Annotated in this window: 24 protein-coding genes; 19 read left to right on the top strand and 5 right to left on the bottom strand. The window is 66.3% G+C overall.

Going from position 1 to position 23,477, the window contains the following annotated elements:
* Positions 1-41: 41 nt before the first annotated feature.
* Positions 42-965, top strand: a complete 924-nt coding sequence (locus ACFQZZ_RS22280; protein WP_378683930.1) for a LysR family transcriptional regulator — start codon at positions 42-44, stop codon at positions 963-965.
* Between the two features lie 26 nt (positions 966-991).
* On the opposite strand, the gene ACFQZZ_RS22275 is transcribed toward ACFQZZ_RS22280, so the two are convergent.
* The gene (locus ACFQZZ_RS22275; RefSeq protein WP_378683927.1) at positions 992-1,801 is read right to left on the bottom strand and encodes a helix-turn-helix domain-containing protein; all 810 of its coding nucleotides are present in this window, start codon (positions 1,799-1,801) and stop codon (positions 992-994) included.
* 132 nt (positions 1,802-1,933) lie between these two features.
* Between ACFQZZ_RS22275 and ACFQZZ_RS22270 the strand changes: the two genes are divergently transcribed.
* The gene (locus ACFQZZ_RS22270; RefSeq protein ID WP_378683924.1) at positions 1,934-2,377 is read left to right on the top strand and encodes a hypothetical protein; all 444 of its coding nucleotides are present in this window, start codon (positions 1,934-1,936) and stop codon (positions 2,375-2,377) included.
* Between the two features lie 63 nt (positions 2,378-2,440).
* The gene (locus ACFQZZ_RS22265) at positions 2,441-3,460 is read left to right on the top strand and encodes an NAD(P)-dependent alcohol dehydrogenase (RefSeq protein ID WP_378683921.1); all 1,020 of its coding nucleotides are present in this window, start codon (positions 2,441-2,443) and stop codon (positions 3,458-3,460) included.
* Here the strand turns inward: ACFQZZ_RS22265 and ACFQZZ_RS22260 are convergent, their stop codons facing one another.
* Together ACFQZZ_RS22260 and ACFQZZ_RS22255 are read right to left on the bottom strand one after the other, a co-directional pair.
* A complete protein-coding gene (locus tag ACFQZZ_RS22260; protein WP_378683919.1) occupies positions 3,461-3,892 on the bottom strand; it encodes a hypothetical protein in 432 nt (143 codons plus the stop codon).
* A gap of 35 nt (positions 3,893-3,927) precedes the next feature.
* A complete protein-coding gene (locus tag ACFQZZ_RS22255; protein ID WP_378683916.1) occupies positions 3,928-4,641 on the bottom strand; it encodes an HNH endonuclease family protein in 714 nt (237 codons plus the stop codon).
* 774 nt (positions 4,642-5,415) lie between these two features.
* On the opposite strand from ACFQZZ_RS22255, the gene ACFQZZ_RS22250 reads away from it, so the two are divergent.
* The 4 genes from ACFQZZ_RS22250 (at position 5,416) to ACFQZZ_RS22235 (ending at position 9,068) form a co-directional block, all read left to right on the top strand.
* Positions 5,416-6,288, top strand: coding sequence for a haloalkane dehalogenase (locus tag ACFQZZ_RS22250; protein WP_378683914.1), 873 nt, complete (start codon positions 5,416-5,418; stop codon positions 6,286-6,288).
* Positions 6,289-6,353: 65 nt separating this feature from the next.
* Entirely contained in the window at positions 6,354-7,235 is an 882-nt protein-coding gene (locus tag ACFQZZ_RS22245) for an RNA polymerase sigma factor (RefSeq protein WP_378683912.1), read from the top strand.
* A gap of 86 nt (positions 7,236-7,321) precedes the next feature.
* Positions 7,322-8,197: a haloalkane dehalogenase gene (locus ACFQZZ_RS22240; RefSeq protein ID WP_378683909.1), complete on the top strand. Its 876-nt coding sequence runs from the start codon at positions 7,322-7,324 to the stop codon at positions 8,195-8,197.
* Positions 8,198-8,228: 31 nt separating this feature from the next.
* Positions 8,229-9,068 (top strand): RNA polymerase sigma factor, encoded by an 840-nt coding sequence (locus tag ACFQZZ_RS22235; protein ID WP_378683907.1) that lies wholly within the window; start codon positions 8,229-8,231, stop codon positions 9,066-9,068.
* Between the two features lie 96 nt (positions 9,069-9,164).
* Here ACFQZZ_RS22235 and ACFQZZ_RS22230 read toward each other — a convergent pair whose 3' ends face one another.
* A complete protein-coding gene (locus ACFQZZ_RS22230) occupies positions 9,165-10,451 on the bottom strand; it encodes a TDT family transporter (RefSeq protein WP_378683904.1) in 1,287 nt (428 codons plus the stop codon).
* A gap of 70 nt (positions 10,452-10,521) precedes the next feature.
* On the opposite strand from ACFQZZ_RS22230, the gene ACFQZZ_RS22225 reads away from it, so the two are divergent.
* Positions 10,522-11,430, top strand: coding sequence for a LysR family transcriptional regulator (locus tag ACFQZZ_RS22225; protein ID WP_378683901.1), 909 nt, complete (start codon positions 10,522-10,524; stop codon positions 11,428-11,430).
* A 220-nt stretch (positions 11,431-11,650) separates the two neighbouring features.
* Here the strand turns inward: ACFQZZ_RS22225 and ACFQZZ_RS22220 are convergent, their stop codons facing one another.
* A complete protein-coding gene (locus ACFQZZ_RS22220; RefSeq protein WP_378683898.1) occupies positions 11,651-12,313 on the bottom strand; it encodes a phosphate uptake regulator PhoU in 663 nt (220 codons plus the stop codon).
* Between the two features lie 126 nt (positions 12,314-12,439).
* On the opposite strand from ACFQZZ_RS22220, the gene ACFQZZ_RS22215 reads away from it, so the two are divergent.
* From ACFQZZ_RS22215 to ACFQZZ_RS22165, 11 genes are all read left to right on the top strand, one after another.
* Positions 12,440-13,243 (top strand): transglutaminase family protein, encoded by an 804-nt coding sequence (locus tag ACFQZZ_RS22215; protein WP_378683896.1) that lies wholly within the window; start codon positions 12,440-12,442, stop codon positions 13,241-13,243.
* Positions 13,244-13,413: 170 nt separating this feature from the next.
* Positions 13,414-13,809: a nitroreductase/quinone reductase family protein gene (locus ACFQZZ_RS22210; RefSeq protein WP_378683893.1), complete on the top strand. Its 396-nt coding sequence runs from the start codon at positions 13,414-13,416 to the stop codon at positions 13,807-13,809.
* A 342-nt stretch (positions 13,810-14,151) separates the two neighbouring features.
* On the top strand, positions 14,152-15,243 hold the full coding sequence (locus ACFQZZ_RS22205; protein WP_378683890.1) for a calcium:proton antiporter: 1,092 nt from the start codon (positions 14,152-14,154) through the stop codon (positions 15,241-15,243).
* A 197-nt stretch (positions 15,244-15,440) separates the two neighbouring features.
* On the top strand, positions 15,441-16,286 hold the full coding sequence (locus ACFQZZ_RS22200) for an MlaE family ABC transporter permease (protein ID WP_378683887.1): 846 nt from the start codon (positions 15,441-15,443) through the stop codon (positions 16,284-16,286).
* Positions 16,287-17,153, top strand: a complete 867-nt coding sequence (locus ACFQZZ_RS22195) for an MlaE family ABC transporter permease (protein WP_378683884.1) — start codon at positions 16,287-16,289, stop codon at positions 17,151-17,153.
* 3 nt (positions 17,154-17,156) lie between these two features.
* Positions 17,157-18,191 carry an MlaD family protein gene (locus ACFQZZ_RS22190; protein WP_378683881.1) on the top strand — a complete coding sequence of 345 codons (1,035 nt, stop codon included), beginning with the start codon at positions 17,157-17,159 and terminating at the stop codon, positions 18,189-18,191.
* Positions 18,188-19,192 (top strand): MlaD family protein, encoded by a 1,005-nt coding sequence (locus ACFQZZ_RS22185; protein WP_378683878.1) that lies wholly within the window; start codon positions 18,188-18,190, stop codon positions 19,190-19,192. The genes ACFQZZ_RS22190 and ACFQZZ_RS22185 overlap by 4 nt, the downstream gene beginning before the upstream one ends.
* Complete coding sequence (locus ACFQZZ_RS22180; protein ID WP_378683876.1) at positions 19,180-20,244, top strand: MlaD family protein; 1,065 nt, start codon at positions 19,180-19,182, stop codon at positions 20,242-20,244. Before ACFQZZ_RS22185 ends, ACFQZZ_RS22180 begins: the two co-directional genes overlap by 13 nt.
* Positions 20,244-21,347 (top strand): MlaD family protein, encoded by a 1,104-nt coding sequence (locus ACFQZZ_RS22175; RefSeq protein WP_378683873.1) that lies wholly within the window; start codon positions 20,244-20,246, stop codon positions 21,345-21,347. Before ACFQZZ_RS22180 ends, ACFQZZ_RS22175 begins: the two co-directional genes overlap by 1 nt.
* Positions 21,344-22,399 (top strand): MlaD family protein, encoded by a 1,056-nt coding sequence (locus ACFQZZ_RS22170; RefSeq protein ID WP_378683870.1) that lies wholly within the window; start codon positions 21,344-21,346, stop codon positions 22,397-22,399. Before ACFQZZ_RS22175 ends, ACFQZZ_RS22170 begins: the two co-directional genes overlap by 4 nt.
* Positions 22,396-23,352 carry an MlaD family protein gene (locus ACFQZZ_RS22165; RefSeq protein WP_378683867.1) on the top strand — a complete coding sequence of 319 codons (957 nt, stop codon included), beginning with the start codon at positions 22,396-22,398 and terminating at the stop codon, positions 23,350-23,352. Before ACFQZZ_RS22170 ends, ACFQZZ_RS22165 begins: the two co-directional genes overlap by 4 nt.
* Positions 23,353-23,477: the final 125 nt, after the last annotated feature.

Genomic DNA, 23,477 nt, shown 5'->3' with positions numbered 1-23,477 from the left:
CGGCCCGGCTGATGGCCGTCCAATGCCAATAGACTTGCTGGGTGACCGATAGGGATTCCGATGGCATTCTCGATCTGAATCAGTTGCGCAGCTTCCTGGCCGTGCACCGTGCGGGTTCCATTACCGCGGGTGCGCGGCTGATCGGGTTGTCCCAGCCGACGGTGACCACCCAGCTGCAGGCGCTGGAGAAGCGTCTCGGCTACCGGCTGTTCGACAGGCTGCCGCGGGGAGTGGCGGCGACCGACGCCGCCGTCGAACTCGCCGCCCGGGTGGCCGGACCGCTGGACGCGCTCGGCGGCATCGTGGGCGACACGGTACCGGCCGAACCGATCACGCAGCCCCCGGTGCGACTGGCCGGACCCGCCGAAATGCTTGCGGTGCAAGCGCTTCCCGCGCTGGTGCCCTTGATCGCCGGTGGCGTGCGGTTGAGTGTCACGGCAGGGCTTTCCGAGGAACTGCTGGCCGGACTCCGTGCTGGGCACCATGACCTTGTCATATCCACCGTCCGGCCGCGTGGTCGGGCCGTTGTCGCCGAAGCGCTTGTCGACGAGGAGTTCGTCCTGGTCGCCGCACCGCCGATCGCAGGGCGGATCGATGTCGCCCGGCTGCGCACCGCAGGGCCGACGGCGCTGGCCGGAGTCCCTTTGGTCAGCTATGCCGCGGATCTGCCTATCCTGCGCCGGTATTGGCGGCACGTGTTCGGTGTGCGGCTGACCGCGGACGCCGCCGTCGTCGTTCCCGATCTGCGCGCGGTCGCGGCCGTGGTTGCCGCCGGTGGAGGCATCAGCGTGCTGCCGCGCTACCTCTGCGCGGCCGATGTGGCCACTGGTGCGTTGGTCGCACTGCTCGAACCAGACGACCCACCGATCAACACTGGATTCCTGGTGCGCAGGCTCGGCACCACGACGCGCCCGCACATCGACCTGGTGTACGACCAACTCGTTGCGGCCCGTCGCAACTGGTAGGCGCATGGCAGCGATCGTGCCCGTCCTCAGTCGGTGTCGGAGTGGTTTCGTCGTTCCGCGTGGCGGCGCAGGATGTCCGCGGTCTGTTCGTCGGCGGGCAGGAATGCTTCCAGATGCAGCTCTGAGAGGGTGATGTCGACAGCGGTGGCGAACGAGGTGATGGTGGTGATGAGTCTGAGCTCGCCGTCCTCGCTCCGCAGCCGCAGCGGAACGGCGAAGCCGAGGTGGTCGGGGCCCGGATTCGATTCCGGGAGATAGCCTTCCAGCTCGGCGATGAAATCGTCGAGCTGCGGATCAGGGCTGCGCATGGCCTTGCCGCGCATACTTTCGGTGACGTGCCTGCCCCACTCCGGCAGGTTCACCACCCGCCGCGCCAGACCTTCGGGATGCAGGGCGAGGCGCAGCACATTGACCGGCGGCGCGAGCAACTCCGGCGCGACGCCCTCGGTGAGTACGTCGAAGGCGGCGTTGGCGGCGAGCAGAATCCCGTAGGGCCGCACGACAACGGCGGGGTAAGGCAGATGCCCGTCGAGAATGCGTACCAGCGCATCGCGCACCGGACCCAACTCCGCGGTGTCCATGTCCGATTCGGGAAAGACCGGCGCGAACCCGGCGGCCAGCAACAGCCCATTGCGCTCGCGCAGCGAAAGCTCGAGCGACTCGGCCAGCCGGACCACCATGGTGCGGCCGGGCCGGGACCGCCCCTGTTCCAGGAAGCTCAGATACCGCTGGCTGGTGTCCGCGCGAATCGCGAGGTCGAGCTGGCTCACCCGGCGTTGGGTGCGCCAGTGCCGCAGCTGCGTGGCGAATGGGCTCGGTTCTAACGCCGTCGTCATAGCTCCAGTGAATCCGACCGAGCTGGTCCGCGCCATTCCTCGCAGGGAATTACCGGGGTGTACCTGCGGCTTATGAGCGTCATTCCCTGCTGGGAATCGCGCACCGGCGCGGGGCTCGCAAAACTCGGTGCCATGAGCAAGCAATTCGATGAGAACGAACTGGCCCAACTGACCCAGCGCTACGTCGCCATGTGGAACGAGCCCGACGCCGCCAACCGCGGCAAGCTGATCCGCGAACTGTGGGCGGCCGACGGGGTCCAGGTGCTGGCGGACCCGCCGCAGGAAATCCGCGAGGCGGCCGCGGCACTCGCGTTCCCGATTCCGACACTGGAGGTCCGCGGGCACGAGGCCCTCGACCGCCGGGTCACCCGCGCCTACGAAATGTTTGTCGCACCAGGCGAGCACGCCTTCGCCGCCCGCGGCCAGGCCACCCAGCTCTCGGTGAACCTCGTCGGCATCACCTGGCTGATGGTGGCGCAGGCCGACGGTTCGGTGGTGGGCGGCGGCTACGACGTGCTCGCCCTCGATGACGACGGGCGCATCCGGGTCGACCACCAGTTCATCGGCGTCTCCTGATACCGGCACCACAGATTCCAACACCACAGAATTCAGCGTCACAGAGTTTCTAAGGAGCACGTCATGAATGCGATTGCCTACCACCTCGATCCGCTGCGCGGCCTCGAAGGTCTGACGACTCGGGCCCAGGAGGTTCCGGAGCCGGGACCGAATCAGGTGGTCATCCGGGTCCTGGCAGCCTCGATCAACCGGCGCGACGTGATGCTGATGGACGGCATCTACCCGTTGCCCGCCACTTCCGGCATCATTCCGCTATCGGACGGGGTCGGCGAGGTGATCGCCGTGGGCGACAAGGTGACTCGGGCCGGGCTCGGCGATCGGGTGACCGCATCGTATTTCGTCCGGTGGATCGAAGGGCCGCAGCGGCTGGCCCAGGTCGCCGAACAGTACGGCGCCAACTACAACGGGATGCTCGCCACCTACGCACTGATCGAAGAGGACTCGGTGGTGCATGTGCCCGAGCACCTGACCGATGTGGAGGCGGCCACGCTGACCTGCGCGGGTGTTGTCGCTTGGGCAGCGTTGACCAAGCCGTTGCCGGTGGGGCCCGGTGAAACAGTGCTGACCGTCGGCAGCGGGACGGTCGCGCTGTTCGGCGTGCAACACGCCAAAATATTGGGTGCCCGGGTCATTTCGATCACCTCGGGCCCGGACAAGGCCGAGCGGCTACGGAAGCTCGGTGTGGACGAAGTCATCGACCGGAGCCGCACACCGGATTGGGACGAGGCCGTGCTGGAGCTCACCGACGGACACGGTGTCGAACATGTGCTGGAAGCCGTTGGCCTGCCGACGCTCTCGAAATCGGTGAAGTCCGCCGGGTACAACGCGGTGATCACCATGATCGGCGCATCGCAACTGCCCGGAGGCCAGCCGTTCGAGAATCCGTTCGTCGGACCGTATCTCGGCATCCGCCGCATCGCCGTCGGCAGCCGCACCGACTTCGAGGCGATGAACCGCGCGATCACCGAACACCGCCTGCACCCGGTCATCGATCGGACATTCCCGCTCGACCAGGCTGTCGAGGCCTACCGATACTTCCGTGACGACAACCCGTTCGGCAAGGTCGTCGTCACCATGCCCTGATCAGGGCTGGTCGTCGAGGTCCGCTGTCATGGCATTCTTTCGACCGGTGTCACCCACAGCCGATGGGTCGCTGTGACCTGGCTGTTTCTGGTCACTCTGAATGTCGCCCGACTGGTCGCTTCGACTGCCAGCGGGCTGGTCGCTTTCGCTGTCTGCGAGCTGGTCGCCGCGGCCGTCAGCAGGCTGGTCACTCTCGGCGCCGGCCGACACCGCCTCGAAGGGCATGACATTGCCTGCCACGTCACGTCTTCCGATACCGGCTTCGATCGCGGCTGCGAGGTCGGCGACCGTGGCCCAGGTGCGTGGCACCTCGGCCTCGAGGTTTCCGATGGTGTACCAGCTGTCGGTGCCCCGATAGCGGACCAGGCCTTTGCCCGTCTGGTCGACGGTGACATCGAGGTCGCCGGACACCGTCCCTTCCTCCTCGGTCATGACAGCTGCTTCGGCGGAAATCTCGATGATGTCGCTTATTTGAACTCTCCTCGACGGACGCAGTCATCGACTGCGGTGCGCAGTGCGGTGTGTTCGGCGGGATCAACGGTCAGCGCGTACTTTATCTTGATCTTGACGTATCGCTCGATGTAGACACACCGGAAGGTTCCCGGTGGCAGGTAGTTTGCCGGGTCCTGGTCGCCCTTGGATCTATTGGCCGACGGATCGGAGGCGGCGAGGTTGCCCGCGTCGTTGGCGATGCGGCGGCGGGTATCTTCATCGAGCTTGTCGGCACCCGACCGCCATGCCTCGGCCAGGGCCACGATGTGCTCGGCATCGACGGTGGCCGGGTCGGTCATCCACTTGTACGGCTTGAGCTTTCCGGTCTTCGAGTCGATGAATCCGTACTGATCCCGCCAGCCACCGTCGCTCCCGACCGTGAGGTCGCAGGTTTTCGGGTCGAGCTTGACCGAGCCGGTGGCGTCACGAAGCATCATTACCTCACGGCTGGTGCAACGGCTGTACTGCGCGAACTCGGTGCCGAACCCGTGTTCGGGCTTGTTGCTATCCCAGTGCGGGAACTTTTCGCGGCTGTAACCGGTCATCGGCGCCTCGGGTGCGTCGACCAGCTGCCTGAGCAACTCGGTGACATCCTTGGCGGAAACCGTTGCTGCGCTGGCCGAACCAGGTCCACCGCCGTCGGCATCGTTCAGTCCGTCGATGTATGAGTACCCAATGGCCACGACCACTGCGAGACAGATCGGCGCACACACGGCCAACACTCGACGCGCGGTGCGGGAGGAAAGTAAATTCACAAGAACACCGACATCATCGAACTTCCTTACGCCAACACCGAACTGAGAACGGGCGTCAAGCTACCGGGTCCGGGTCTCCATGGAAGTCATTGTCCGTTATGACCTTCGGCACAGTCCAGAGAATCTTTCTGCGTGGCAAGGGGGCTGGAAACGCAGATCACCCCCGAGTCGCCGTGCCGGCGCCGACTCAGGGGTGATTGATCACGATCGAGCGATGTTGTTTCGTGTGACGGGGAGCGGGCTGGTTGTCCAGACCGGGTCCGCGCCCGAACGTCCGAGGCCGATGAGGGAGGTCTCGAGCGTCCTGTCTCACGACCGACTCGTCGTGACGGTCTACAGGTAGGTGTCGGGCGGCGGAGTTCGCGGGTCTGCTTGTTGCCGATGCATCGCGCACCTCCATCCGATCGTTCCGCGTCCTACGTAGCAAGATAGTAGGTGAGTGTTGATCTCTTTGCAATCACATTACCTTCGACGTGCGTTACGCCTAGGGCGCGTCGGTGGATGTTGAAACTGTTACTACCTGGATACGGAAGTACTGCCCATCTGCGGATGTGTGGGGAGCCGTGGTGGAAGGCGCGGGCAACCAGCGCAAACCGCATGGTGACGAGCGTCACATCATGGCAGTAGGGAAAGCGGTCACAGCAGGGTCGGATCGTGTGTCGAAACCGGATGAAGGCAGAAAACCGGATCAAGGAAGGGCGCACAATCATGGCTACCGTCGACGTTCTCGACTCGTTCATCAACTACATCGACCTCGGCACCGGCTCGGTCCCGGTGGTGTTCCTGCACGGCAACCCGACCTCATCACATCTGTGGCGCAAGGTGATTCCGCACGTAGCTGACCAGACTCGCATCCTGGCGCCGGACTTGATCGGCATGGGCGCGTCCGGGAAACCCGACAGCGACTACCGTTTCGTCGACCACGCCCGCTACCTGGATGCCTGGTTCGACGCGCTCGAACTGGATCAGGTGATCATCGTCGGCCACGACTGGGGTGGCGCGCTCGGCATGGATTGGGCCGCACGGCATCCCGGCCGAGTTCGCGGCGTCGCGCTGATCGAGACGTTCCTGCGGCCGATGCGCTGGGACGAACTGCCGCCGCTCGGCGCCGAATTGTTCCGCAAGTTCCGCACCGCGGAGGGCGAGCGAATGGTGCTGGAGGAGAACATGTTCATCGAGTTCAACCTGCCGAAGGGCATTGTCGATCTGTCCCCCGAGGATCACGATGTCTACCGCGCGCCCTACCCGACCCCCGAGTCGCGCAAGCCACTGCTGGTGTGGCCGCGCGAGTTCCCGCTCGACGGCGAACCTGCCGATGTGGTCGCGATTGTGGAGAACTACGACCGGTGGATGGCGCTGTCCGCCGAGGTGCCGAAGCTGGTGATGGCGTTGGACAACGGTGTCGGCCTCGGATCACCCGAGGCCGTCGCCTGGGCGGCCGAGACGTTCGCCGCGGCAGAAGTCGTGTCGGTCGGCGCTGCGGGCCATCACGCTCCGGAGGACCAGCCCGACGCCATCGGCACCGCGGTCTCGACCTGGCTGCGCAAGCACGCGTTGACCGAGGTTGCCGCGCCGGCGTGAGATACCCGCTCGAGACCGAGTTCGACTGACTTGCGCGAAGTCGGTGTCCGCCGAAAGATTGTGAGGTGGATACCGAGGTCGATAACGAGTCACCAGCGGCCGACGTGGCTGCCGGTGCTCAGGAGCGGGAGCTGGTCGCGCGTGCCGTGGCCGGTGACAGTGTCGCTGTTTCCGACGTCGTCCGTCAGTTGCAGGATCCGCTGTATCGGTTGGCGCTGCGCATGGTGTGGCGACCGGCGGAGGCGGAGGACGCGACGCAGGAGATCCTGCTTCGGGTGGTCGGCAACCTCGCGACCTGGCGCGGCGAAGCGAAGCTGCTCACCTGGGCCTACCGCATCGGCGTCAACTATCTGCTGAATCTGCGCAGGCAAACCCCGCAGGAGGCGGCGCAGCTGAGCCTCGACGCTTTTCGGGAGGGCTTGGCCGATGGACTCGCCGCCGAGGACTATCGAGGGCCGGAGTCCGCGTTGCTCTCGGCCGAGGTCCGCCTCAACTGCAGCCAGGCCATGCTGCAGTGCCTGGCCCGCGACGAGCGCATCGCGTTTGTACTCGGCGATGTCTTCGAGCTGAGTTCTACCGATGCCGCGTGGGTTCTCGACATCTCGGCGCCCGCCTATCGAAAGCGTTTGGAGCGGGCCAAGAAGCGCATCGGCACCTTCCTGACCGCGACGTGCGGCGTCGCAAATGCCGCGGCCTTCTGCCGCTGCTCGCGGCGCGTGGACAAGGCCGTCGAGCTCGGACGGATCGATCCGCGCAAGCCGCGGTTCGCGACGCATCCGATCAGCCCCGGCGGTCGCACCGTGACCGAGGCCGAGGATCAGATGATCCGGCTGCACGACGCGGCCGCCGTACTGCGCGCACATCCCGACTACGCCGCACCACAGGCGAAGGTGGAGGCGATCTCCGTGTTGCTGCGATCCGGGCGGTTCCCCCTGCTCGACAAGTGATGTAGGTCATATGGGAGTCGTGTCGGAGTCGGTCGACATCGTGTGTCGAAACGAGTGAAAGCAACAACCACTTCGAAAGGACACCCATGGCCACCGTCGTCGTTCTCGACTCATTCATCAACTACACCGACACCGGCGTCGGGGACATCCCCGTTGTCTTCCTACACGGCAACCCCACCACCTCTTACCTGTGGCGCAACGTGATTCCGCACGTCGCGGGCCAGGTGCGCTGCCTCGCTCCGGATCTCATCGGCATGGGCGAGTCGGGGAAGCCGGACATCGACTACCGACTCGATGACCACGCCCGCTACCTCGACGCCTGGTTCGACGCGCTGGGGCTGGACGAGGTCGTCCTCGTCGGACACGACTGGGGCGGGACGCTCGCGATGGACTGGGCCGCACGGCATCCCGGCCGCGCGCGCGGCATCGCGGTGATCGAGACGTTCCTGCGTCCGATGCGCTGGGAGGAACTGCCGCAGGGCTCCGCGGACATGTTCCGTAAGTTCCGGTCTCCGGAAGGCGAGCAGGCCGTGCTGGAGGACAACCTCTTCATCGAGTTCAATCTGCCGAAGCTGATCGCAGGCCTCACCGAGGACGACCTCGATGCCTACCGCGCGCCCTACCCGACCCCCGCCTCGCGCAAGCCGATGCTGGCCTGGGCTCGCGAGTTCCCCCTCGACGGCGCCCCCGCCGACGTGGCGCAGCGGGTGCGGGATTACGGACAGTGGATGACCGACAGCGCGAGTGTGCCGAAGTTGCTCATGACGGTCGAGCCCGGCGTCGGCCTCGGCTCACCGGAGATCATCGAATGGGCCGCACAGACTTTCGCCGCCGTCGAGGTCGAGTCGGTCGGACCAGGTCAACACCACAGCCCCGAGGATCAGCCGGACGCGATCGGCAAGGCGGTCGCGGGTTGGCTGCGTCGCCACGCGCTGACGAGAGCGACGGCCGCGGTCCGCTGAACAGGCTGAGCCGTTGATGGAGAATGGGCCGGTGCGTGCCGAGCCGGCAGAAGTGGATCTGGTCGCCCGGGCGGTAGCGGGCGACAAGGCGGCGCTCGGCGAAGTCATCCAGCGTCTCCAGGATCCGCTCTACCGGCTCGCGCTGCGCATGGTCGGCAGACCCGCCGATGCCGAGGACGCGGTGCAGGAGATCATGATTCGGGTCGTCACTCGGCTGGCGACCTGGCGTGGCGAGGCCAAGTTGCTGACCTGGGCCTACCGGGTCGGCGTCAACTACCTGCTCAATCTGCGCCGCCAGAGCGACCACGAACGGGATCAGGTCAGCCTCGACGACTTCCGCGACGACCTGGCCGACGGACTCGCGGTCGAGGACTACCGCGGTCCCGAGGCCGTGCTGATGGCTGAGGAGGTCCGGCTCAGCTGCACCCAGGCGATGCTGCAATGCCTGAGCCGCGACGAGCGCGTCGCCTACGTTCTCGGCGAGGTCTTCGAGCTGAAAGCCGCCGACGCCGCATGGATCCTCGACGTCACCGCGGCTGCCTTCCAAAAGCGTCTGGAGCGCGCCAAGCAGCGCTTGGCTACCTTCGTCCGCTCGACCTGCGGTCTCGCCGACGCGACCGCGTTCTGCCGTTGCCCACGTCGAGTGGAAAAAGCCGCATCTCTCGGCCGTATCCAGCTCGGCGGCCCCCAGCTCGCGAATCATCCCGTCACTCCCGGCGGACGCAGTGTCGCCGAGGCCGCCGCCCAAATGCTGCGCCTGACCGACGCTGCCGGAATAATCCGCGCTCACCCGGATTACGCTGCGCCACAAGCAAAGATGGACGCGATCACCGGACTGCTGCACTCGGGCCGCTTTACCTTGCTGGACTGAGTACTTCCCACGCACCATCGTCGGTGCCTGCAGCACATTGCCATGAGGTCGAGATGGTGGGAGTTCGGGCACTGGGATGGGAACGTCGGCTGGCGATCAGGCAGCGGCTGGGGTGGGGCGGAGCAATGTTCCCGCCAGCAGACCCCGGACGGTTCGCGTTGCCACTACCGCCCAGGCGGCCACAACCAGGATGTACAGCGCCACTGCGGCGGCCGCGAACAGGTTCGCGCCGGTGTGGGCGTAGAGGACGCTGCTGCCGGTGATGCAGGTGCCGACGGGGAAGGTGAAGCCCCACCAACTGAGGTTGAATTCGAGTTTGCCTGCCCGAGTGGTCTTGATCGTGACCGTGACGGCCAGTGCCAGCCACAGCATGGCGAAGCCCCAGGTGACGACGCCGAAGACGACCGAGAAGACGGTCAGTCCCCTGGCGTAGAGGTCGGGCAGAGCCGAAGGGGCGGCGTTGGCCAAAAGCCCTGCGGCGGTGACTGATTGACCGAGGGGGCCGAGCACGATCCACAATGTGGGGACCATGCCCGCCTCGGGGGTGCCGTGGTGCACCAGCCGGGACCAGATCATGGTGATGGTGACGAGGGCGGCGATCAGGCTCATGCCGAACATGGCCAGGCACAACAGGATCATGGTCAGTCGCCACTGGCCCGCCGGGACATAGGGCACCAGCAGCGCTCCCGTAGCGGCGGACACCATCGGCGGCACGACGGGCATCAGCCACCCGCCGAAGGCGGCGTCGGGCTCGACGTGGTGGTGGGTGAACATGCGATAAGGAATGGCGAACGCGGTCAGCAGCCCGAGCACGGTGCCCGCCGACCACAGCACCCAGTCCACGGTCACCGCCGCCGACAGCCCGATCGCATCGCGACCGAGCAACAGGGTGCCCGCGCCGACGGCCAGCAGCGCCATCGGGGGAGCGCCGTAGAACTGCGACATCACCGGATGATTCCAGTGGTCGCGTGCCGAGTCGGGAAAACGCACCCAGTGCACCGCCCACGCCGAGCTGAGCCCCGCCAGCAGCAGTGCGGCAAGCGCCCACACCACGGTCGCCGCCCCGCGCATCCCGGGGAACTGCAACGGCAGCGTGGCCGCGGCGTTGGCGACAATGCCGGTACCCATCACGGCGGCGAACCAGTTGGGTCCTAGATGACGCAGACTGGCGTGTTGGTCGAGACGTTCCGCCTGCGATGCGTTCAACCGGTTCGCGCCGGAAGTGCTCAGCAGGTTGCCGCGCCCGGTGCCGGTCCGGTTGTCCAGGGGGCCACCCTGACGATTCCGACGTTCGGGGTGTTGGTCGAGTCGCGCGGTGTCCTGGTCGAGCTCGCCGAAGAGACGCCGCGATCCGGCGGGGTGAGGAGTCACTGTGGCGGTCATGTCTCCAGCGTCGCCGCAGACAGGTGCCCCGAGTAGCTACCGCGTTCCTATGGGTCCATAGACTCGATCTATGCCCCTGTCGCCGCGTGTCCCCGATCTGGCCGCGCTCGACCTATTGCTTTCGGTCATCGAGCTGGGCAGTCTCGGTCGTGCCGCAGAGGCGCACGGCATCAGCCAGCCGTCGGCGTCCTCGCGGATCCGGTATTTGGAGAAGCTCGTTGGGCTGCCGGTCCTGGAACGCACGACGCTCGGCTCCCGGCCGACACCTGCGGGCGCGCTGATCGCCGAATGGGCGCGTGGCGTGGTGGACGCCGCTGGGCAGCTCGATGCGGGTATCGACACGCTGCGCGCCGAACGCGACTCCCGCCTTCGTGTCGCCGCCAGCCAGACAGTCGCGGAGTATCTGTTCCCTGGCTGGTTGATGACGTTGCGCGCCGCCGCCCCCGCCACCACCATCGCCTTGGAATCCGGCAACTCCGTCGAGGTCGCCCACGCTGTGCTCGACGGTAGGGCCGCCATCGGGTTCATCGAAAGCCCGCAGAGCTTCCGCGGCATCGAAAGCCATGTTGTCGCGCGCGACCGACTGGTCGTCGTGGTGGCGCCGCAGCATCAATGGGCTCGGCACGGCTCGGTTGCGCTCGAAGAACTTGCCGAAACCCCGTTGATTCAACGGGAGATCGGTTCGGGCACCCGGACCTGGTTCGAGCATGCGGTCGCTCATGGCATCCCGGGCTGGCAGCCGACCGTCGCGTTGGAGCTGTCCTCGACGACCGCCATCAAAACAGCCGTCGCTTCCGGTGTGGGCCCAGCGGTGCTCAGCTCGCTGGCCGTCGCCGCGGAGATCGCCGCGGGAACCCTGGTCTCGCCCACGGTGACCAGCCTCGACCTCGATCGAACCCTCCGCGCCATCTGGCCCACCGGTCAGCGCCTGACCGGCCCCGCCCGCGACCTCTACGCCATCGCCCGCCGCACCCAATAGCCCAGACCGCCGACTCCCTCCGCTGCACAGCAACTCAGCGACACCTACTGCCATAGCTGACGCTTTCCGGAGGCACCGCGTACCTCACACCCCGTGTCACAGCCGAACACCCCGTGCAGCGAGTGTTCGGCTGTGACACGGGGTGTGAGGACGGGTGACCCGACCGGCTGCCAGTTCTGTACCGACCTCGGTTCGGGACGCGCGATCAGGCGTCTGGACGCTAGGGAGCGTCTTCCGGCTGCGCTGTCGGGGGGATGCCGGTGTCCAGGAAGCGGATCAGTCGATCGATGCGGGCGGTGTGGTCGACGCAGCGTTCCAGATGATTGCCGACCAGGGCGATGTCGATGGAGGTATCGGTGGGCTTGGTCCAGGTCGGGTCGGCGAGGGCCGAATGCAGTTGCTGGTGCAGCTGTTCCATGGAGCGCGTGACGGATATCGGTTCGGTGGGCGGTTGATGACCGGTGGCGACCGCCTGGCCCGCGATGGCGGTGTGGTGCGCGGCGAGCCTGCCCATGGCCACCAGCAGATCCATGATGGGTTGTGGGGCGACGAGTTCGGGGTGGGACTTGTAGACGTGCTCGGCGGCGTGGTTGATCAGCGTGCCGATTCTGGACAGTTCGCTGGCGATCTGGATGGCGGTGACCACGTGGCGCAGGTCCCTGGCGACCGGCGCTTGCAGCGCGAGCAGCACAACGGTCCGCGCCTCGCAGGCGCTGTACATCTTCTGTAGTTGCTCGTCCAGCGCGAAAACCTCGTAGGTGGCGGTGAGATCGGCGTCGACGAGCGCATCGGTGACCCGCTCGGCGGCGTCGTGGGCGAGTCGGCACATCAGCGTCAAGTCATTGGTCAACGCGACGAGCTCGCGAGTGAACTGGGTCCGCACCGGCAAATTGTCGCCTATCCGCGCGCAATCGAGTACTCGAAAGTTGTGTCGGCCGCCGCTTTGACCGGAACTCGCAGGCTGCGGCGCTGCGGCTGGCAAGATTCGGGGTATGCGGGAGACTGTGGAATGAAGCGTGACGTCTCTGCACAGTTGGATATCGCGATCTCGGGGCCGACCATCCTCGAGTTCCAGATCGCCGTAGCCCGGCAATCGGGGATCGAGCTGACCGAGTCGCTGGTGATCGACCTCGACGGCCGGACGATCGTGCCGCAGGAAATCCTCGGCCCGCACGGCACCCGCATTCACAAGTTTGCCGTCGGCACCGGCGCACTGCAGGTCCGCTACAGCGCGACGGTACTCGGTACCGCTGTGCCGGAGCCGATTTCGGACTATGACCTCGCGGTATATCTGCGGCCGAGCCGTTTCGTCGAGTCCGACAAACTACTCGGGTTCGCCGGGGCCGAATTCTCCAGCGGCGCAACGCATGCGGACCTGGCCGCCACCGTGTCGTCCTGGGTCGGCCGTCGCGTCCGCTACGTTGCCGGCAGCAGCGACCCGATCGATGGTGCGGTGGAGACACTGCTGGCCGGGGCGGGTGTGTGCCGTGACTTCACGCATCTGCTGGTTGCGTTGTTGCGGGCGCTCAAAGTGCCCGCCCGTCTGGTTTCGGTGTACGCGCCCGGCCTGTTTCCCATGGATTTCCATGCCGTCGCCGAGGCCTACGTCGACGGCACGTGGCGAGTGCTCGACGCCACCGGCCTGGCTCCGCGCTCGTCGCTGATCCGGATCGCCACCGGCCGGGACGCCTCCGACGCCGCGTTCCTCGACAACCATGGCGGCGAGGTCTACGTGAACAACATGCGGGTGGGCGCCACCATCGATGGCTACCTGCCGTTCGACAACGGCGCCGACCAGGTCTCGCTCTGGTGAGCGCCGACCGCGCCGCCGCAGTATCAGGTCGGGGAAAGACGCGCACGGAACCATGACGGCGCGCGTCACATGGAGACGTTGGCGTCGAGCAGAATTCGTCCGATTGCCTACCACCGACACCGTTGGAGCAGGCACTCCGCCGATGCCTGGATCGGTGTTACGGTCGGCAGGTGCCGAACAAGCGCGATATCCAGCATCGGGTAGTGACGACTCTTCAGCGGCGGGTCGGCAATCCGATCCTGCGCAGACTACCGAGCCAGCCGCTGCTCGAGACGGTCGGCCGGGTGAGCGGTCAGCCGCGCATCACGCCGATCGGCGGACGGCGGACGGGCAATGAGTTCTGGCTCGTCTCCGAATTCGGTCAGCGCTCCCAATACATCCGGAACATCAACGCCAACAACCAGGTTCGGCTGCGTCTACACGGCCGCTGGCACACCGGCACCGCACACCTGCTGCCCGACGACGACGCCCGTGCTCGCCTGCTGACGCTGCCGAAGGGCAATAGCACGGCAGTCCGGTTGGTCGGCACCGACCTCCTGACCGTCCGTATCGACCTCGACAACTGACGCCCACCCGCCCCTACCCGCGAACCCCCGACGGCCTAACACCCCTTCTCCCATCCGGACACCCAATACGCGGGGTGTGCACATACAACACGGGGTGTGAAGCCAACAGCCACTGCTCGAGACGCGACCACAGACGGCCGACCACGCTGGGAGGCGACGCCGCGCACAGGACTGCGGGAGGTAAGTCGGGTACGGCACCCGACGCGCCCAGCACTGCCTGGTCCCGCATGCGGCGGCATCGGCGCGAACAGGATACCGACGGTGAGTGCCTGACGCCGTCGTCGCTGCGTGATCACGACGGTGGCAACCGAATGCGGACAGTTTGCTGGAACGATGGTCGGCATGATCCGTGCGTCGACTGCCCGCTGGACCGTGTTCATACCCCTATTGGCCGCCGCGGCGCTGGCCGTGACCTGGGGGCGAAGTCTGCACCCGGTGGGTGTGATCATCGTGGTCGCGGCGTTGATGGGCGCGGTTCTCGCGGCGGTGCGTCACGCCGAGGTCGTCGCGCACCGGGTCGGCGAGCCATTCGGATCGCTCGTGCTCGCGGTCGCGGTGACGGTGATCGAGGTGGCGCTGATCGTCACACTGATGAGCTCCGGTGGCGAGAAGACCGCCTCACTTGCGCGCGACACGGTATTCGCGGCCGTCATGATCACCTGCAACGGCATCTTCGGTCTGTCGCTGTTGGTCGGTGCGCTGCGCAGACGGGTCGCGGTGTTCAATGCCGAGGGCACCGGCGCGGCGCTGGCCACGGTCGCGACGCTGGCCACGCTCAGTCTGGTGCTGCCGACGTTCACCACCAGCAAGCCGGGTCCGGAGTTCTCGACCGCTCAGCTGGCCTTCGCCGCGGTGGCCTCGCTGGCACTGTACGGGTTGTTCGTCATGGTGCAGACGGTGCGGCATCCCGGCGACTTTCTGCCGGTGGAGGGCAATGGCGTTGTCACCGATGACGACTTTCCCGACGAGCGGCCGTCGGTGCGTGCCACGCTGATCAGCCTTGCCCTGCTGTTTCTTTCGCTGATCGGTGTCGTCGGGCTGGCCAAGATGGTGTCGCCGTCCATCGAGTCGGCCGTCGCGTCCGCCGGGCTGCCGCCGTCGGCGGTCGGTGTGGTGATCGCGCTGCTGGTACTGCTGCCGGAGACCCTCGCGGCGGTGCGGGCCGCGCGGCGCGACCAGGTGCAGATCAGTCTCAATCTCGCGCTCGGTTCCGCGATGGCGAGCATCGGTCTGACCATCCCCGCGATCGCGCTGGCAACTATCTGGCTAGAGGGTCCGCTGGTGCTCGGTCTCGGCGCCACCCAGATGGTTTTGCTCGGCCTGACGGTCGTGGTGGGTGTGCTCACGGTGGTGCCCGGTCGGGCGACGCTGCTCCAAGGTGGCGTCCACCTGGCGTTGTTCTCGGCTTTTGTGTTCCTCGCCGCCAGTCCATAACGGTTGCGATCGGAACCATGAATAACTTGCCTGAGCGCGGTGAATGGCGAGTAAGTGGCGAGCGTCACATATCGCGAATTTTGTGTAACCGCGCGTAGCGATTAGCTTGCTCGGGTAGGCATTGACGCCGGATCCGGAGAGTGCGGCATGAACTTCGACACCCCACGTGCGGCGCGCGCGGCGCGAGGACATCGCCGATGACACCGGAAAATCGCACTGCGACAAGCGAATCCGCGACCACGATCGTCCGCGAGAATTTCTCGGACACCGTCGTGTCGTCACTGCGGACCTTCGGCCGCGCAGTTGGCGTCGCACAGGAGTCGGTAACCGGCGCGATCGGTGACATCGCCCGCGGCCAATTCCAGTGGCGCGAAGCCGTGCTGCAGGCCTGGCGACTGGTGACCGTCACGACTATCCCGGCGATCCTGATGGCGATCCCGTTCGGCGTGATCGTCTCGATCCAGGTCGGCAATCTGATCCACACCCTCGGCGCCGATTCGCTGCTCGGGGCTACCGGTGGGCTCGGCGTGATCAAGCAGGGTGCGCCGATGGCCACCGGATTCCTGCTCGGCGGCGCGGGTGCCGCGGCCATCGCCGCCGATCTCGGCGCGCGCACCATCCGCGAAGAGATCGACGCGCTCAACACTATGGGTATCAGCCCGATTCACCGCCTGGTGATCCCGCGCATGGCGGCCATGCTGGTGGTCGCACCGCTGCTGAACATCCTGATCATCTTCGTCGGCGTGCTGGCGGGCTACGCGGTCGCCATCGGCGGTCAAGGTGTCACACCGGGTAGTTACTGGGCGACCTTCGGCTCGTTCACCACCACCGCCGATGTGTGGATCTCGCTGGTGAAGGCGTTGATCTTCGGCTTCCTGGTGGTGGTCATCGCCTGTCAGCGCGGGTTGGAGGCCAAGGGCGGTCCGCGCGGCGTCGCCGACGCGGTGAACGCGGCGGTGGTGCTCTCGGTGGTGTCCATTGTGCTGGTGAACCTGGTGATCACCCAGATCACCGCCATGTTCCTACCGACGAGGCTCGCGTAGATGGCTACTTCGTTCTACGTGCCCAAGGGGCTCGGCTGGGTCGCGCGCTACTTCCGGCGCGGCAGCCGCGTGCTGCGCACGGCCGACTCGCTCGGCTTCGTCTCGGTATTCGTCTGGCAGGTGCTCTCGGCTATCCCGTTGACGCTCAGGCGGTATCGCGAGGAGACGATGCGCGCGATCACCGACATGACCTGGGGTCGCGGGTCGGTGATCGTCGGCGGTGGCACGGTGCCGATGATGATCGTGCTCGGCCTGGCGATGGGCGCGTCGGTCGGCGTCGAATCGTTCGCGACGTTGAATATGCTCGGGATGGGACCGGTCACCGGCGTCGTCTCGGCCTACGCGACCACCCGTGAGCTGGCGCCGATCGCGGCCGCGGTCGGGTTCGCCGCACAGGCCGGCTGCCGGATCACCGCGGAGATCGGCTCGATGCGGATTTCCGAGGAGATCGACGCGCTGGAGGCGCTCGGGTTGCGCTCGGTGCCGTTCGTAGTGACGACCAGGGTGCTCGCGGGCGCGCTGGCGATCGTGCCGACCTTCCTGATCGCGCTGATCTTGAGTTACGGCGCGTGCCGTGGCCTGCTGACCCTGGTGCACGGCCAGTCCGCCGGCGTCTACGACCATTACTTCTTCCAGTTCGTCTCCGGTTTCGATGTGATCGCCGCGGTGATCAAGGTGGCGATCTTCGGCACGGTGGTGATCCTCGTGCACAGCTACTACGGGTTCTTCGCCACCGGCGGGCCCGAGGGTGTCGGCATCGCGTCCGGCCGTGCGGTGCGCACCAGCTTCGTCGCCATCATCGCCATCGACATGGTGCTCAGCATCCTGCTGTGGGGCTTCAACGCGGCGATCAGTTTCACGGGGTAGTGGATGCCTGAATATGGATTGCCCGGGGTAGCGGCCGACAAGAAGCGTTCGCGCATGGTCGGCGGCGTCATCATCGCGTTGGTCGCGGTGGTGCTGCTCGCGACGACGCTCTACCGGAACCTGCGCTCCGAGGACGGTTTGCGGATCGCGCTGCACACCGAGCAGATCGGTGACGGTCTCACCGCGGGCACGCAGGTGCGGTTGGACGGCGTGCGCGTCGGCACGGTCGCACGGATCACACCCGACGAGCGCGGCACCCAGCGAATCACCTTGCAGCTGGACCGGTCCCGGCTCTACGGCATCGACGACAGCCTCCAGGTGGACTACGCGCCCGCGAACCTGTTCGGAATCAGCGAGCTCGAATTGCGGCGCGGGCCAGGCGGTTCGGCGCTGCGTTCGGACGCGGTGATCGATCTGACCGGTCCGCGTGCGGTGCGGGTGTACGACGCGACGATGGGCAGCATCCTGCGCAGCCTCTCGCAGGTCGGCGCGACCGTGCTGACCCCGCAGCTGGCCAGTGTCATCGCACAGGTGTCCGCGGACTTCCAGTCCTTCACCCCGCTGCTACAAGCGCTGATCACCGTGGCGCGCACCGTCGCCGACAACCAGACGATGCCGACCTCCGAACTGCTCGGCAAGCTCGGACCCGCCTTCGACGGCGGCGGCCGGTTCGCAGGGGCGACGATTCAGGTGCTCGACCAGATCCACGACATCCGAATCCTGCAGACCGATCGCGAGCACTACGACGTCGGCGTCGCGGCCCTCACCGGAAGCATCCTGCCCGGGCTTGCCACCACGCTGACCACCGCGGGCGGCCAGTTCTCCGGCGCCACCGACATGGTCGCGCCGATGCTGAAAGTGCTGGCGCAGATCGTGCCGAGGCCGCAGCAGTCCGCGACCGAACTGCGCACGCTGTTGGAGCGGCTGCGCGCCGCGATGCCCGAAACCCCCGGCGGCCCGGTGCTGAACCTCGAGGTCGATCTGCAAGGCGTACCCGGCATCGCCGTGCCATTGCTCGGTCAGGGAGGTATCCGATGACGGTGCGTGGCGCGGCGTGGCGGCTGGGCGTCTTCGCCGTGGTGATGGCGGTGGTGCTCAGCCTGATACTCGCCGCGATCAAGCGGCCGGTGTCCGGTGACACCGAGGCGCACGATGCGCTGTTCACCGACGCCAACGGCCTGAAGGTCGGCGACGACGTGCGTATGTACGGCGTGCAGGTCGGCAAGATCGAGCGCATTTCGCTCGATGGGATCAGGGCGAAGGTCCGGCTCACCGTGACAACCTCGACGCCCATCTACGACAACAGCACGCTCGCTATCCGCTACCAAAACCTCACGGGTCAGCGCTATATCGACCTGCAGCAGCAGCCCGATCCCGGTGTCCGGCTCCCGGCCGCCGCCGCCATCGACACCAAGATGACGGTCCCGTCCTTCGATGTGACCAGCCTGTTCAACGGCCTGAAGCCGGTGCTTGCCACCATGTCACCGGAAGCGGTCAATCAGTTCACCGAGAGCATGCTCGCGGTGATCGAGGGCGACGGCTCCGGACTCGGACCCGCGATGGATGCGATCGGCAAGCTGAGCAAGTATGTCGGCGACCGACAGCAGGTGATCGCCACGCTGGTACGCAATATGTCCGACATCGCCGACCGGGTCGGCGGCCGGGTGCACTACCTTGTTCCGCTGCTGGCCAGGCTCACCGATATCTTCCAAGCGCTACAGGCCAATATCGGTGGCCTCGCCGAGTTCGCGATGACCGCGCCGTCGGTACTCGCCCCGCTGGACCGGCTGCTCAATACTTTCGGCCTGACCGAACACAGCGGCCCGGATGTCGACGCGCTGATCCGCGGTCTGTTCCCCGACCCACGCGAGGCCGTCGAGGTTTTCGGCCGACTGCCCGGCCTGCTCGCCTCGGTCGACGCGGCGCTGCCACGTACGGTCGCGGGCTGGCAGCCGGAGTGCAGCAAGGGAAATGCCGATCTACCGAAGCCGGTGCAGGTGCTGATCGCCGGGCAGAAGGTCGCGATATGCAACGGATGACATTGCTCGGCCGCTGGTTCGGCGGCGATACCCCGATCCTCGACGAGCCTTCTCGCCTGCGCAAAGAGGTGCGGTTCGGCATCATCGGCGCGGTGCTCGTAGTGATCGGAATGATCGCGGCCGCAGTGCTTTACGTGGTTCCGTTCGGCAAGGCGACCTACACCGCGGAGCTGTCGGAGGCGCAGTCGGTGAAGTCGGGCGACGATGTCCGCCTTGCCGGGATCTCGGTGGGCACGGTGAAATCGCTGGAGCTGAAGCCGGATCGGGTGGTCATGAAGTTCACCGTGGACTCCGATGTCTTCCTCGGTGACCAGACCTCCCTCGATGTGCGCATGCTCACCGTTGTGGGCGGCCACTACGTCGCGCTTTTCCCCGCCGGAACCGAGCCGTTGGGCGACACACCCATCCCTGCCGATCGAGTCCGCCTGCCCTACAGCCTGATTCAGACCTTCCAGGACGCGACCACGCCGCTGGCAAAGCTCGACGGCGACACCCTGCGGCGCAATCTCGCCGCGCTCGACAAGTCTGTCGACGGCGCGCCCGACAGCCTGCGCACCACCCTCGACACCGTCGGCGGCTACATCGACGCCATCGACCGGCAGCGCACCCAGGTATCCAATGCCATTGCCGTGGCCGATGAGTACGTGACCATGTACGACGGCGCCAAGGGCGATCTGCGCAGGTTGATGGAGAACGCCAATCTGCTGGAGACCGTGCTGGTCGACAAGCGCGCCGAGCTGCGCGAGTCGATCGCCCTGCTGACGAGCGTGATCCAACGGGTCGCCGCGCTGGCTCCGTCGTGGGAGGTCACGCTGAAACCCACAGCGCAACAGCTGGCCGACGCATTGCCGCGGCTGGAGGAAATGGGCAGCCGCCTCGAACCGATCATCGCCTCCGCGCAAGCCCTGCGTCAGAAGGTGCAGGGCCTGGTGATTCCCGAGGGCGGAATCGTGATCGATCGGTCCGGTGAGACCGTGCAGGCGCCACCAGGACTCGACCCGGCGGCCGTGCTCGGCCAGGTGTGCGTCCCGATACCGGGAAAGGCCTGCTGATGTTGCACAAGGTTTTGGGTAGCCAGGCGTTCATGTCGATCGCCGGCACCCTCGTCATCGCCGTGCTGGCGGTGGCCGGATACTTCGTCGTCTTCGATCCGCTGCAGAAGACGCAGTCCTACTGCGCGATCATGCCCGACAGCATCGGACTGTATGCGGGCAACCAGGTTTCGATGCGCGGCATCACCGTCGGCAAGGTGACCGCCGTAGCGAACCAGGGCAAAACTGTGCGTGTCGACTTCGAGGTCGACGCCGACTACCCGGTCTATGCCGACGCCTCGGCGACTACGGTATCGGACACCGTGGTCGCCGACCGTGATCTCGCGGTGCTTGCCAGCGGCAAGGACACCGAGCGGTGGGACAGCACGCGATGCATCACCAAGACGCTCACCCCGAAGAGCCTCACCGAAACCCTCACCGCGCTGGCCCAATTGTCCGACCAGATTGTCGGACCCGATCCGGCGCAACCGAATTCGCTGGCCAACGGGCTGTCCGCGCTGGACGCCGCGACCGTGGGCACCGGGCCGAAAGTCAACGACCTGATCCGCAAACTCGGCTCGGCGCTGAAATCGCCTGACGCCGACATCGGCCATCTGGCAGGCATTTTCGACGCCTTCGCGTCGGTATCGCAGAAGGTGAACCAGTACTGGGGTGACCTGCAATCCATGCTGGTACGGATCGGACCCGCGCTGGATCAGGCCAGTACCGAACTGCTCGGTCCCGGCGCCGCGCTCTTCGACGGGCTGCGGCAGGTACTGCCCATGCTCAACGACCTCACCTCGATGTTCGGCGGCACGATCATGCGCGCGCTGGACGACACCGTGCCGCTGATCAAACTCCTGCGCGCTAATGTCGGGTCGCTGCGCGACATCGTGCTGATGACGCCCGCGCTCGCCTCCGCGTTCCGGACGGTGGTCGATTCCGGCACCGGTGCGCCCGGACTCACGTACGCACCGCCTCGGGTCGCCATTCCGCAGCAGAACGCCGAGCAGGTCTGTGCGGCAATGAATGCCATCGCGCCCGGCCGTTGCGCCGGTGCCGCCAACGGCATGGTCGAGGTCCAACTCGTCCAGCTGGTGCTGGGAATGGCAGGTACGCGATGAAGCTGTTGCGGATCGCGGCGGTGGTGCTCGCGGCGGGGCTGGCTCTCGGTGGCTGCGCGTTCGACCCGTCGTCGGTACCAGTGCCAGGCACCTCGGTGTCCGGCCCCACCTATCGCCTCAAGATCGAGTTCGCCAATGTGCTGAACCTCCCCGCTCGCGCCAAGGTGATCGCCAACGGCGCCCAGGTCGGCACAGTCGAAGGGGTCACCGTCGTCCCCGCCGCCGATGCGGCGCCCGGTCGCGGCGGCTACGTCGTGGTGGACGCGGATATCCAGCAGTCGGTGCGACTGCCGACCACCACCATCGCCGAACTGCGGCAGAACACCGTGCTCGGCGACATCCACATCGCACTGGCCACTCCGCCCGATGGTTTCGACGCGCTGCTGAAGCCCGACGGCACCATCCCGATCAACCGGACCAAGCCTCCGGTGCAGCTGGAAGACACGATGGCCGCGATGGCCTTCTTCGTCCAAGGCGGCGCGATCGGCCAGCTGCAGGACATCATCAACCGGTTCAATTCGGTGCTGCCGCAGGATCCGCGGGAGACCGCGCGCATCTCCCGGGTGATGGGCGGTGACGCCGCCGACCTGGCCGCCAATCTCGATCAGGTGGACAAACTGCTCAATGGCCTCGGTACCAATGCCCAAGTGCTGCACGATGTTCGGCCCGAGCTGGACAGCATTCTCAGCGAGCAGTCGGTACGGCAGGTGAATGCCGCGACGAATTCGATCCTCGCGGTGACCGATATCTTCGGCGTGCTCGGTCCGGTCGGTACGTCGCTGGTGTGGCTGGCACCGCTGGTGCAGGCCAATGACGCGGCGCTGCAGGCGTTCGTCCCGCTGCTGACCGGTGGGGGACTGGAGCTGCGGTCGCCGTCGAACCTGAACGCACTCGTCGCGCTGTTGCGAGACAAGATCATTCCGTTTGTCGAGCGTGGTCCGAAGGTGAATGTCACTGGGGTACAGGTGAATTCGAATGTCGCAGCGGTGTCCGAACAGGATCAGGTCGATCGAATCGTCCAGACGTTGCGCATGATCGGAGCGGTGCGATGAGGGTGGGCTCGCTGGTCTCGCTCGGCGGCATCGCCGCCATTCTGGTCCTCGGCGTCGGCTATCTGACCTTCGGTGTGGTGCGCTACGACCCGTTCGCCGACTACACCAATGCTTCGATGGTGCTGCGGAATTCGGGTGGGCTCGGCGTCGGCTCGCCGATTCTGCTCACCGGCATCGAGGTGGGCAAGGTGACCTCGGTGGACAACACGTCCTCCGGTGTCGAGGTCGGCTTCCGGGTGGACAGCTCGCATCGGCTGCCCACCGACAGCACCGTCACCATCGAGCAGCTTTCCGCGCTCGGCGAGCCGTATGTCCAGTTCGTGCCCAACGCCGACGGCGGGCCGTACCTGAAGGACGGCCAGCGGCTCGAATCCAGCACCGTCCGCATGCCGCTGTCGATACCGGAAGTGGCGCGGCTGGTCACCAAGACCATGAATCAGCTCGACCCCGCCGTGGTCGGCTCGATCGTCGACACTCTCGGCAAGTCCATCGCTGGCACCCAATCGGTGATGCCGGAGCTGGCCCGCTCGGGCGACCTGCTCGCCTCGACCATCATGACCAGGTCACCGAAGATCGCCGAACTGCTCAATAGCTTCCAGCTCGCCGCGGGCGACATCGAATGGGCCGGGCCCGCCACCGCGGCTGGCGCGCCCAGCTTCGTGCGGTTCGGCGAGGCGCTCGACGAATTCGTCGAGTCGGTCGGCAGGCTGATCGAGACCGGGAACAGTCCGGAGATGTACCTCGAGGGCAATGGTCTGGTGCCGTTCCTGCAGAGGTTGACCGAGTGGCTGGAGAAGGTCGGTCCGGAGCTGAAGTCGCTCATGCCAGGACTGCAGCCGCTGACCGACGCGGTCACCGCCACAGCGCCACGCATCGATCTCGGCAGCCTGATCAGCCAGGCCTTGCACGAGACCGGTGACAACTCGGTCAGGGTCCGGGTCACCGTCAGATAGTCGGCAAATTTCCGGCATCCGGACGCTAGTGGCCTCTACCTGGGACGACACGTTGCACGGAAGTTGATCTTTTGATGCGCAACCTTCGGTAACGTGCAATCCGGCGAGCTTTTCGTGACGGTCCA

Source organism: Nocardia sp. GCM10030253, assembly GCF_042675075.1.
Taxonomy (GTDB): Bacteria; Actinomycetota; Actinomycetes; order Mycobacteriales; family Mycobacteriaceae; genus Nocardia.
Note: the sequence above shows the minus strand (reverse complement) of the source record. Positions and strands in the feature narration are given on the sequence as shown.